The organism is Arthrobacter sp. zg-Y916 (assembly GCF_020907385.1).
GTDB lineage: Bacteria > Actinomycetota > Actinomycetes > Actinomycetales > Micrococcaceae > Arthrobacter_B > Arthrobacter_B caoxuetaonis.
In genome coordinates this window covers 95,105-106,011 of record NZ_JAJJOD010000005.1, presented here as the reverse complement: position 1 = coordinate 106,011, position 10,907 = coordinate 95,105, and the positions used below count along the sequence as shown (strand labels likewise).

The 10,907-nt window shown below is 67.1% G+C and carries 13 protein-coding genes; all 13 read left to right on the top strand.

What is annotated here, in order from left to right:
• Nucleotide 1 precedes the first annotated feature (1 nt).
• Complete coding sequence (locus LOC59_RS10035; protein ID WP_227917349.1) at nt 2–790, top strand: CoA transferase subunit A; 789 nt, start codon at nt 2–4, stop codon at nt 788–790.
• On the top strand, nt 790–1,431 hold the full coding sequence (locus tag LOC59_RS10030) for a CoA transferase subunit B (protein ID WP_227895324.1): 642 nt from the start codon (nt 790–792) through the stop codon (nt 1,429–1,431). The genes LOC59_RS10035 and LOC59_RS10030 overlap by 1 nt, the downstream gene beginning before the upstream one ends.
• Nucleotides 1,424–1,969, top strand: a complete 546-nt coding sequence (locus LOC59_RS10025; protein ID WP_227894838.1) for a MaoC family dehydratase — start codon at nt 1,424–1,426, stop codon at nt 1,967–1,969. Before LOC59_RS10030 ends, LOC59_RS10025 begins: the two co-directional genes overlap by 8 nt.
• A gap of 63 nt (nt 1,970–2,032) precedes the next feature.
• On the top strand, nt 2,033–2,851 hold the full coding sequence (locus tag LOC59_RS10020; protein ID WP_229971748.1) for an HpcH/HpaI aldolase/citrate lyase family protein: 819 nt from the start codon (nt 2,033–2,035) through the stop codon (nt 2,849–2,851).
• An 88-nt stretch (nt 2,852–2,939) separates the two neighbouring features.
• Nucleotides 2,940–3,614 carry an NAD(P)H-binding protein gene (locus LOC59_RS10015; RefSeq protein ID WP_229971745.1) on the top strand — a complete coding sequence of 225 codons (675 nt, stop codon included), beginning with the start codon at nt 2,940–2,942 and terminating at the stop codon, nt 3,612–3,614.
• Nucleotides 3,615–3,661: 47 nt separating this feature from the next.
• Nucleotides 3,662–4,885: a 1-deoxy-D-xylulose-5-phosphate reductoisomerase gene (gene dxr / locus LOC59_RS10010; RefSeq protein ID WP_229971744.1), complete on the top strand. Its 1,224-nt coding sequence runs from the start codon at nt 3,662–3,664 to the stop codon at nt 4,883–4,885.
• Between the two features lie 25 nt (nt 4,886–4,910).
• A complete protein-coding gene (locus tag LOC59_RS10005) occupies nt 4,911–6,251 on the top strand; it encodes a M50 family metallopeptidase (protein ID WP_229971742.1) in 1,341 nt (446 codons plus the stop codon).
• A 70-nt stretch (nt 6,252–6,321) separates the two neighbouring features.
• Entirely contained in the window at nt 6,322–6,963 is a 642-nt protein-coding gene (locus tag LOC59_RS10000; protein ID WP_229971740.1) for a MarR family transcriptional regulator, read from the top strand.
• A gap of 28 nt (nt 6,964–6,991) precedes the next feature.
• Nucleotides 6,992–7,450, top strand: coding sequence for a hypothetical protein (locus LOC59_RS09995; protein ID WP_227894832.1), 459 nt, complete (start codon nt 6,992–6,994; stop codon nt 7,448–7,450).
• 19 nt (nt 7,451–7,469) lie between these two features.
• Complete coding sequence (locus tag LOC59_RS09990) at nt 7,470–7,763, top strand: YciI family protein (protein WP_227894831.1); 294 nt, start codon at nt 7,470–7,472, stop codon at nt 7,761–7,763.
• 121 nt (nt 7,764–7,884) lie between these two features.
• Nucleotides 7,885–9,051 carry a flavodoxin-dependent (E)-4-hydroxy-3-methylbut-2-enyl-diphosphate synthase gene (gene ispG, locus LOC59_RS09985; protein WP_227894830.1) on the top strand — a complete coding sequence of 389 codons (1,167 nt, stop codon included), beginning with the start codon at nt 7,885–7,887 and terminating at the stop codon, nt 9,049–9,051.
• Entirely contained in the window at nt 9,026–9,916 is an 891-nt protein-coding gene (locus tag LOC59_RS09980) for a GNAT family N-acetyltransferase (protein ID WP_423721361.1), read from the top strand. Before ispG ends, LOC59_RS09980 begins: the two co-directional genes overlap by 26 nt.
• A 64-nt stretch (nt 9,917–9,980) precedes the next feature.
• Nucleotides 9,981–10,811, top strand: a complete 831-nt coding sequence (locus tag LOC59_RS09975; protein WP_229971738.1) for a hypothetical protein — start codon at nt 9,981–9,983, stop codon at nt 10,809–10,811.
• Nucleotides 10,812–10,907 lie beyond the last annotated feature (96 nt).

Sequence of the window (10,907 nt, the reverse complement as noted above, 5' to 3'; positions counted from 1 at the left end):
CATGATTGACAAGACAGTAGCCACGGCGGCGGAAGCCGTGGCAGACATCCCCAGCGGTGCTTCCCTGGCCGTGGGCGGGTTCGGTCTCTGCGGCATTCCCGCAGCCCTGATCGCCGCGCTGCATGCCCAGGGCGCTGAAGACCTGGAAACAGTCTCCAACAACTGCGGCGTGGACGATTGGGGGCTGGGACTGCTCCTTGCCGACCACCGGATCCGCCGCACGGTGAGTTCCTATGTGGGGGAGAACAAGGAGTTCGCCCGCCAGTTCCTCGCCGGTGAACTCGAGGTGGTCCTCACCCCGCAGGGCACCCTGGCCGAGAAGCTGCGCGCCGGAGGCGCCGGCATTCCCGCCTTCTACACCTCCGCCGGCGTCGGAACCCAGGTCAGCGACGGCGGCCTGCCGCAGAAGTACGACGCCGAGGGCGGCGTGGCGCAGGCATCGGAGGCGAAGGAAGTCCGCAGCTTCGGCGGCCGGGACTACGTCCTGGAAGAATCCCTGACCCCCGACTTTGCGCTCGTGCACGCCTGGAAGGGCGACCGCCACGGCAACCTGGTCTTCCACGCCTCCGCCATGAACTTCAACCCGCTCTGCGCGATGGCCGGAAAGATCACCATCGCCGAAGTGGAGGAACTGGTGGAACCCGGGCAGATCGACCCTGCCGAGGTCCATGTGCCGGGCATCTTCGTCCAGCGCGTCGTGCTGGCCGGTCCGGGCGAAAAACGAATCGAGAAGCGCACGGTGGCCGCAGCGAAAGCACCGGGAACCGCAGCGGCAGGGGAGGAGAAGTAATGGCTCTGACACGCAGTGAACTCGCGGCCCGGGTGGCGCAGGAGCTCGAAAACGGGCAGTACGTGAACCTGGGCATCGGCATGCCCACCCTGATTCCCAACTTCATCCCCGACGGAGTGGAAGTGGTGCTGCACTCTGAAAATGGAATTCTCGGCGTGGGGCCCTATCCCGAAGAAGACGCACTGGATCCGGACCTGATCAACGCCGGCAAGGAAACCGTGACGGTAAACCGCGGGGCGGCCTACTTCGACTCGGCGGCTTCATTCGGCATGATCCGCGGCGGGCACGTGGACGTTGCCGTGCTCGGAGCAATGGAAGTTGCCGCCAACGGTGACCTGGCGAACTGGATGATTCCCGGCAAGATGGTCAAAGGCATGGGCGGCGCCATGGACCTGGTCTTCGGCGCCAAGCGGGTGATCGTCATGATGGAGCACGTGGACCGCAACGGTGCCCCCAAGATCGTCCAGGAGTGCTCCCTGCCGCTCACCGGCCGGGGCTGCGTAAACCTGATTGTCACCGACCTGGCCGTGATCGAAGTGGGCCAGGAGTCCCTGGTGCTGCGTGAGACCGCCCCGGGAGTCAGCGTGGACGAGGTTGTCGCAGCCACCGGCGCCCCGCTGGAGGTGGCCCTTGGTGTCTGATGCCGGCAGCCCGGGCGGAACAGACGCCGGGACTGCCCGCGTCGTCGTGCAGCGCGGTCTGTTTTTCGAGGAGCTGGAACCCGGGACGGTCTACGACCACCGGCCGGGGCGGACCCTGACGGAGGCGGACAACGTGCTGTTCAGCACCTTGACCATGAACCCGCAGGCGCTCCATCTGGACGCCGCCTTCAGCGCGGAACAGCCATTCGGCCAGCGGCTCGTGAATTCAATGCTGACGCTGGCCGTGATGGTCGGACAATCCGTTGGCCAGGTCACGCAGGGAACCCTCGTTGCCCAGCTGGGCCTGACCGACGTCGCCTTTCCCCATCCGCTCTTCCACGGCGACACCCTGTACTCGCAGACCCGGGTAGCGGACAAGCGCCTTTCCGGGTCCCGGCCCGGGCAGGGAATCGTCACGCTGGAACACACCGGCCGCAATCAGGACGGCACCGTGGTGGCCACGTTCACCCGGACCGCGCTGATGTGGACCGGGGACGGATACGCGGCTGACCGGGCCAAGGGTGCGGCTCCCCGCTGACCGGCAGCCTCCGGCACGGTAGGTTGGTAAAGCCGCTGGACACCACGTAAGGAGCACCCCGACATGACCGCCTTCCCCATGGGCCCTGCCCTGTTGTTCTGCCCGGCGGACCGCGCAGACCGTTTCGCCAAAGCAGCCGAACGTGCCGATGCCGTGATCCTGGACCTGGAGGACGCAGTAGCGTTCGAGGACAAGGAGCAGGCCCGGAAGAACCTGGCTGCATCCGTGCTGGATCCGGAGCGGACCATCGTGCGCGTAAACCCCGTGGGCAGCCCGTCCTTCCGTGCCGACCTCGAAGCGCTCGCCGTCACCGGCTACCGGTACGTCATGGCGGCCAAGGCCGAGGACCCCAAGGCCATTGCGCATGCCCTGCGCAAATACCAGGTCGTAGCCCTGCTGGAGACAGCCCTGGGAGTCGTCCGGGCCCCGGAGATCGCCCAGGCCGAAAACGTGGCGGCGCTGATGTGGGGAGCCGAGGACCTGCTGGCGTCCCTCGGCGGCGAATCCAGCCGCAGGGCCGACGGCAGTTACCGCAGCGTCGCTGTCGCCGCGCGATCCGCCGTCCTGCTGGCCGCCGGAGCCTTCGGCAAAGGTGCGATCGATTCGATCTACGGGAACATTGCGGATACCGCTGGACTGGAAGAGGAAGCGCGCGACGGCGCCGCGTCCGGGTTCGCTGCCAAGGCCTGCATCCATCCGGGGCAGGTGGGGTCCGTGCGCGCCGCGTACGCCCCCTCCGAAGCGGAAAAGGACTATGCCAGGGAAGTGCTGGCCGCAGCCAAGGGCCGGGGCGGCGTCTTCAGTTTCCGCGGCGAGATGATCGACGGACCGCTGCTGCGCCAGGCAGAACAGACCCTGCGCCGGGCCGGCATCCTGGCCTGATCCCCGGTACCGCAGCAGGTTCCCGGAAAGCTGGAAGAACTTTCGCCGAACCGGGGAAATCTGTGCGGCGCCCGCCGATACTGGGGTTATGCGCATAGTCATAGCTGGAGCCCACGGGCAGATTGCACGCGAAACCGGCCGCCTCCTGGGGGCCGCCGGCAACGACGTAGCGCGCCTGATCCGTGATCCTGACCAGTCGGGGGACCTGGAACGCGATCTCGTGGCGCCCGTCGTCCTGGACTTGGAAAACAGCACCTTGGAAGACCTGACCCTGGTCTTGAGCGGAGCCGACGTTGCAGTCTTCGCCGCCGGAGCCGGCCCGGGCAGCAGCATTGAACGCAAGGACGCGGTGGACCGTGCCGGGGCCGTCCTCCTGGCCGAAGCCGCTGAGCAGGCCGGAGTGCAGCGCCTGATCCAGATTTCCTCAGCCGGAACGGAGACCGTCCGGGAAGGGCGCCCGGAAGGGACGTCCGATGCCATGTATGCCTATCTCACAGCGAAACTCGCGGCGGAAGAGGACCTGCGGTCACGGGAAAGCCTGGACTGGACAATCGTGAAGCCCGGGACATTGACCAACGGGGATCCGGTGGGGCTGGTGGAGCTGGGCCGGGATGTCGCCCCGAACACGATTCCGCGCCAGGACGTCGCCGCGGTGCTGGCTGAACTCGTCACCAGCGGCCGCGGCGGCGGGCAGGTCCTGGGCCTGGTCACCGGGACGGAGACGATTCCGGAGGCCGTTGCGGCGCTGCCTGTTGCTTTGTAGGCCGTGTGCGGCGTGCAGGGCGGGCCGGGTACGGGATACTGGGAACCATGCAGCTACCTGATGCCTCCGTGCCCCTGACCGCCGAGCATGCGCCGCGCCGGGTAATTCTCCTGGGCTCCACCGGTTCCATCGGAACGCAGGCAATCGACGTGGCGAACGCCGCGCCGGAACGCTTCGAGATCGTGGCCCTCGCCGCAGGCGGCAGCAACCTGGAACTGCTGGCCGAACAGGCGGTCCAGACGCGGGCTGCTGCCGTGGGCTGCGCCGCCGTGGACCTGCGGACCCTGGAAACAGCCATAGCGCGGGCGTGCGGGGCTGCGTCCGTCACCGGTTACGAGCCGGAGCTTTTTGTCGGTTCCAGTGCCGCGACGGCCATCGCCGCCTGGCCGGAAGCCGACGTCGTCCTGAACGGCATGACCGGCTCGATCGGCCTTGAACCAACCCTTGCCGCGCTGGCAGCAGGGCACCTGCTGGCGCTGGCGAACAAGGAATCCCTGATCGTCGGGGGAGCACTGGTGAAGCAGGCCGCACGGCCCGGGCAGCTGGTGCCGGTGGATTCGGAGCACTCGGCCCTGGCCCAGGCGCTGAGGTCCGGCACCCCCGACGAAGTCGACCGGCTGGTCGTCACCGCGTCGGGCGGGCCCTTCCGCGGGCGGAAGCGGGCGGAGCTTGCGGACGTGACACCGGAGCAGGCGCTGGCCCACCCGACGTGGAAGATGGGCCGGATGGTGACTACCAATTCCGCCACCATGGTGAACAAGGCCCTGGAAGTCATCGAAGCCCACCTGCTCTTCGATGTGCCGCTGGAACGGATCGACGTCGTCGTGCATCCGCAGTCGATCGTCCACTCCATGGTCCAGTTCATTGACGGCTCCACGATCGCCCAGGCATCCCCGCCTGACATGCGCCTGCCGATTGCCCTGGGCATGGGCTGGCCGCACCGCGTCCGCGGAGCCGCAGCGCCGTGTGACTGGAGCCGTGCGGCGCAGTGGACATTTGAACCGCTGGATGAGGAAGCCTTTCCTGCCGTACGGCTGGCCAAGGAAGCAGCGGCCTCCGGAGGGACCGGAATGGCCGTCTACAACGCTGCCAATGAGGAAGCCGTGGATGCCTTCCACGACGGTCTCATCGGATTCCCAGACATTGTTGATACGATCGCCGCCGTGCTGGCAGAGCACACGGAGACCGGGATACTCACGCTGGAGTCCGTGCTGGCAGCAGAACAATGGGCCCGCTCCGCTGCCCGTGCCCGCTGCGGCCGGCCAGCGTAGTCCGCCCTGATCCAAAGGAAGTCCGTTGAGCGTTTTACTCTTTGTCCTGGGCGTGCTGTTCGTGGCCGTCGGCATCGCCGTGTCGATTGCGCTGCACGAGGTTGGGCACCTGGTTCCGGCCAAGGCCTTCAAGGTCCGCGTCACGCAGTACATGATCGGTTTCGGCCCCACGGTGTTCTCCCGCAAGCGGGGTGAAACGGAATACGGCTTCAAGGCACTCCCGCTGGGCGGCTATGTCTCCATGGTCGGCATGTTCCCGCCGAACAAGGAAACGGCCGACGGCGATGTCCGCCGCTCCAGCACCGGCATGTTCCAGCAGCTCGCCGTGGATGCCCGGCAGGCGGAAACCGACCGCCTGGAACCCGGGGACGAGAACCGGGTGTTCTACAAACTGCCCGTCTGGAAGCGGATCATCATCATGCTCGGCGGGCCGTTTATGAACCTGCTCATCGGCGTCGTCCTTTTTGCCGTGCTGCTCATGGGCTTCGGCACCTCGCAAAGCACCACCACGCTGGCATCGGTCAGTGAATGCGTGGTGACCGGCAGCCAGGCAGCCGCGGGGCAGTCAGAGTGCACCGGCACCGACCCGGCCGCTCCGGCGCACGAAGCCGGGCTGCTGCCCGGGGACACCATTACCGCTTTTGACGGCAAGCCAGTTGCCAGCTGGGCCGAACTCTCCGAACTGATCCGTGAGGCTGCGGGCCGCAGCGTCACTGTCACCTACGAGCGGGACGGAGTGCAGGCGGAGGCCGGCATCACGCCCCTGCTGACCGAACGTCCCGTCACGGAGGAAGACGGCACGCCCGTGCTGGACGACGGCGGCAATCCGGTCACGCAGGAGGTCGGCTTCATAGGCGTCGGATCCCAGACGGCCCTGGTCCGTCAGCCGGCCACCGAGGTGCTGCCCATGGTGGGGGAGAACCTGCAGAGCATTGCCGGCGTTGTCATCAATCTTCCACAGCGGCTTGCCGATGTGGCCCAAGCTGCTTTCTCCACGGAGGAACGCGATCCCAACGGACCCATGAGCGTTGTGGGCGTCGGCCGGATCGCCGGAGAGATTTCCTCCATGGAGGAAGCACCGGTGCAGAACCGTGTGGCCACACTGATCGGGCTGGTGGGCAGCGTGAACCTGGCGCTGTTCGTGTTCAACCTGATTCCGCTGCTGCCGTTGGACGGCGGGCACGTTGCCGGGGCGCTCTGGGAGTCGCTGCGGCGCGGTTTCGCCAAACTCTTCAAGCGTCCCGATCCGGGGCCGTTCGACATGGCCAAGCTGCTCCCGGTGACCTACGCGGTGGCGGTGCTGCTCATGGGGATGGGTGCCCTGCTCATTTACGCTGACATCGTGAAGCCGGTTAGTCTCTTCTAGCTCGGGGTTTCAAGTTAAATTGAAACGTATTTTGATTGCAATATGACTTGCAAACGAATATGGTTTCGATATGTTCGTCATGACGATCGACCAAAAAGACAGCAGGAACAGTGCCGACCGGGTGCCGGAACTGCTGGACCTCCTCGGAACGCTGGATCTGGATCTCCCGTTTGAACGCACCGTGGGGGATGAGGTGCAGGGCGTCACCTCATCGGCCGGCACTGTGGTGGATGCCGCCCTGCTGGCCCTTCGCCAGGGCGGATGGTCCGTCGGGATCGGTGTGGGCGAGGTCAGCCTTCCGCTGCCCGCGTCATCCCGGGAAGCCGGGGGAGATGCCTTCGTCGCCGCGCGTGACGCCGTCGAACGTGCCAAAAAGACCGGCGACCGTCCGCCCCTGGCCGTCGCATCGGCGGGCACGGGGCCCGGCGCGGCCCCGGAAACCCTTGCCGCAGTGGCGCAGGCTGAAGCGGTCCTGGTCCTGATTGCCCGGCTGGTCTGCGGCCGGAGTCCGGCCGAGTGGCGCATCCTGGAACACGTCGAACCGCATAAATGGGGAGCCAAGACAGAAGCAGCACGTATGCTCGGGGTCAGTCCCCAGGCCGTCAGCAATGCCGTCCGGCGTTCCGGCTGGCAGGAAGAGTGGGCCGCCCGTCCCGCCGCAGCGGTGCTCCTGGAGCGCGCCGACCGGGCTGCCGGCGGAAACCAAAGCTGACCCGGGGTACCAAAGGGGGAGGAACGGAATGGACGTCTTGTGGATCGTGCTCGGACTGGCGGCCGCCGCCGCCGGGGGATGGCCCCTCACCTCGGGTGTCCTGAAACTGGCGCGGGCCGTCGAAGCGGGGCGCCCCGGCCTGGATCCGTCCAGCGACCCCGCTGCTGACCAGGTCCGGGACCCAGCAGGAGCCGCCGTGCATCCGCTGCCGCCCCTTCCGCCCCGGCCGCCCATGCCCGCGGGGCCGGTGATCCTGCGGGGCGGGCTGGTGATCGGTTTCCTGGAACGGCTTGCCGTCGCCGCTGCCGTCCTCGCTGACGAACCGGTCGCCATCGCGTACGTCGTGGCCGTCAAAGGCCTGGGCCGGTACGCCGAGCTGAAGGAAACACCGGCCGCGGCCGAACGCTTCATCATCGGCACGCTCACGTCCATGCTGTGGGCCGTGGGGGTTGCCGCAGCAGTCCGCGTGGCACTGCTGCAGGGCTGAATCCCTTAGGGTGGAATTCATGAGTATTTTTGCCGTTGAGTACGTGTACGACGCCGAGTCCGCAGAGCTGCGCGCGCAGCACCGTCCGGCCCACCGCGAGTGGCTTGCAGCCCTCGTGGAAGAAGGCAGGGTCCTGGCCAGCGGACCGTTTGCCGACGGCGCCGGCGCCCTGCTGATCTTCACGGCGGAGAGCGAAGAAGACCTGAACAACCTGCTGAAGCAGGATCCCCTGGCAGCCGGCGGGGGCATCTCGGGGCTGAAGACCACCGAATGGCAGCCCGTTACCGGCGCTTTCTCGCACCTGGCGTCCTAAGCCCAGAGTGATATTCGCTCCGCTGCCCGCGCACCGTGCGCGGGCAGGTGGATAATAGGGAAGGCGCCCCTGCGCGCCGTTCACAGACTAATACTTGCCCCTTGGGCACATGGAGGAAGCTTTGACCTCGGTCAACCTTGGAATGCCAGCAGCACCGCCGCCCGTCCTCGCTCCGAGGCGCAAGACCCGCCAGATCAAGGTGGGCTCCGTCGGCGTCGGGTCGGACTTTCCGGTCAGTGTCCAGTCGATGACCACGACTCCGACCACCGACATCAATGCGACGCTGCAGCAGATCGCTGAGCTGACGGCGTCGGGCTGCGATATCGTGCGGGTTGCCTGCCCCAGCGCCGACGACGCTGCCGCCCTGCCGATCATTGCCAAGAAGTCGCAGATCCCGGTCATCGCCGATATCCACTTCCAGCCCAAGTATGTTTATGCGGCGATCGAGGCCGGCTGTGCCGCGGTCCGCGTGAACCCGGGCAACATCCGGAAGTTCGATGACCAGGTCAAGCAGATCGCCAACGAGGCCAAGGCCGCAGGCGTCTCGATCCGGATCGGCGTCAATGCCGGTTCCCTGGATCCCCGCCTGATGGCGAAGTACGGCAAGGCCACTCCGGAAGCCCTGGTGGAATCCGCCGTGTGGGAAGCCTCGCTCTTCGAAGAGCACGACTTCCACGACTTCAAGATTTCCGTCAAGCACAACGACCCGGTGGTCATGGTCCGCGCGTATGAGCTGCTGGCCGAGCGCGGCGACTGGCCCCTGCACCTGGGCGTGACCGAAGCCGGGCCCGCCTTCCAGGGAACGATCAAGTCCGCCACCGCCTTTGGCGCACTGCTCTCCAAGGGCATCGGCGACACCATCCGCGTGTCCCTCTCCGCCCCTCCGGTGGAGGAAATCAAGGTCGGCAACCAGATCCTGCAGTCCCTGAACCTGCGTCCGCGCAAACTCGAAATCGTGTCCTGCCCCTCCTGCGGCCGTGCCCAGGTGGACGTCTACACGCTGGCCGAACAGGTCACCGCCGGACTCGAAGGCATGGAGGTCCCGCTGCGCGTCGCCGTCATGGGCTGTGTCGTCAACGGGCCGGGGGAAGCGCGCGAAGCTGATCTGGGTGTAGCCTCCGGTAACGGCAAGGGTCAGATTTTCGTCAAGGGCGAAGTCATCAAGACCGTTCCCGAAGACCAGATTGTGGAAACCCTTATCGAAGAAGCGATGAGGATCGCGGAGGATATGGGGGAGGCCGATGGCGAGGATGCTGGCACGGGTGGCCCCATGGTTACCGTCGGCTAAGGCCGGCTCTGAGATCCGCAGCGGGCACCAGACGGGCACGCTGCGGATCCTCTCTGCCGCGGACACCGCGGCCCTGACCGAACTCGCCGCAGCAGATGCCGTGGCGAACACGTTCCTGCTCTCCCATCTGGAGACCGCCGGCACGGCCGCGCCCACCGCCTCGGGCGGCCAGATCCTGGGAGTGTTCGATGGCGGCGAGCTGGTTGCTGCGTGCTGGGCCGGCGTCAACGTGGTCCCCACGGGCGTGAGTGCCGACGTCGGCCCCGAGATCGGCGCCTACCTCGCCCGCACCGGGCGCAGGTTTTCTTCCCTCTTCGGCCCCGCTGAAGCCGTGCTGTCCCTCTGGTCCGAGCTGCGGCACACCTCCCCGCGGCCCTTCGATGTCCGCGCCGACCAGCCGCTGCTGGAAATCTCCGCTGCCTCCGATGTTCCGCCGGCCCCCGGGCTGCGCAAGGCACGCCCCTCGGACCTGGACCGGCTGCTTCCGGCCTGCACCGCGATGTTCGAGGAGGAAGTGGGCTATTCCCCGGTAGCCGGAGGCAGCCGCCACTACCGGCAACGTGTGCTTTCACTTATCCAAAAAGGACACTCGCTGGTGGAGTTCGACCCGTCAGGCGACGTGATCTTCAAGGCAGAACTCGGAACGGTCTCCAGCAGCGCCGTCCAGGTGCAGGGCGTCTGGATGAACCCGGCCTACCGCGGGCAGGGCCTGAGCGCGGGCTACATGTCCGCCGTCGTCCGGTACGCACAGGAACTTGCGCCGGTCACCAGCCTGTACGTGAACCATTACAACGCCCCCGCCCGGGCCACGTACGAAAGCGTGGGCTTCAAGCAGGTGGGTACGTTCGCCACCATCCTGTTCTGAGTGCAGCCGTACCGGGTGGCCCGTCCTTACGCTGCCGGTAGCCGGACCGTAGGGTGGAACAACCATGACACCGCTTCGTGCCGCTGCCTGCCTGCTGGCCGGGAGCCTGCTGGCCGGCAGCCAGCTGCTCACCGGCTGCACCGGCACGTCCGGCCCGGGGGAGCAGGACCCCTCGCCTGCCGGGACGGTTTCTTCCGGCAGCCAGCGTGGAACGGTCCCGGCCAGTCCGGATGCCGGGACTCCGCGCAGCTCCACGGGTACCAGGACCGGACCCGCTGCCGGAACCGCCAGCCGGGAACCGGACTTTTCCCCGAACCGCCTGGAAGCCGCCGTTGCGTCGGTGAACGCGAACCTGGGACTCGGCGGCGAGGTCCTCACCGGGGAGTCCCTGCGGGCAGCGTTTCCCGCCGGCTCACAGGCCGCGGAGGGTGTGACCTTTGACCCGGCCGCCTGTGCCGGGATCGCAGGCACCGACTCCGTCGCAGCAGTCCAGGACGCCTCCCTGGCAGGCCTGGCCTACGGCACCGCAGGCGAAGCGCCGACGGTGCTCAACGTCGCCGCCTACGCTGATGATTCCCTTCTGGACAGGCTGGAGTACATCGACGAGGCCGTCCTGACCGGCTGCGCCGAAGTGAAGATGTCAAAGGACGGCCAGCAGGTCACCATCACCAACACGCAGCTGGACGCCTCCACGGCCGCGGAGCAGACCCTTGCCCTGAACACCACCGTCAGCGGCGCCGGCAGCCAGACCCAGCTGGTGGTGGTCAGCGCGCGGACCGGCAGCGTTCGGATTGTCGTGTCGATGCCCGCGCCTGCCGATCCCCGGGCCGCAGTGCAGGAAGCAGCAGCCGTGATCGACGCCGTGCTCGAAAACCTGGGCCTGATCCTCCGCTAGGGCGCCCCCGCCACACTGCGCGCGTGTCAGGGAGACCCGGAGCAAGCGGCTAGATTAGTACGTAGAACTTCTTCCTTAGCGTGCAGCCTGCGGCTG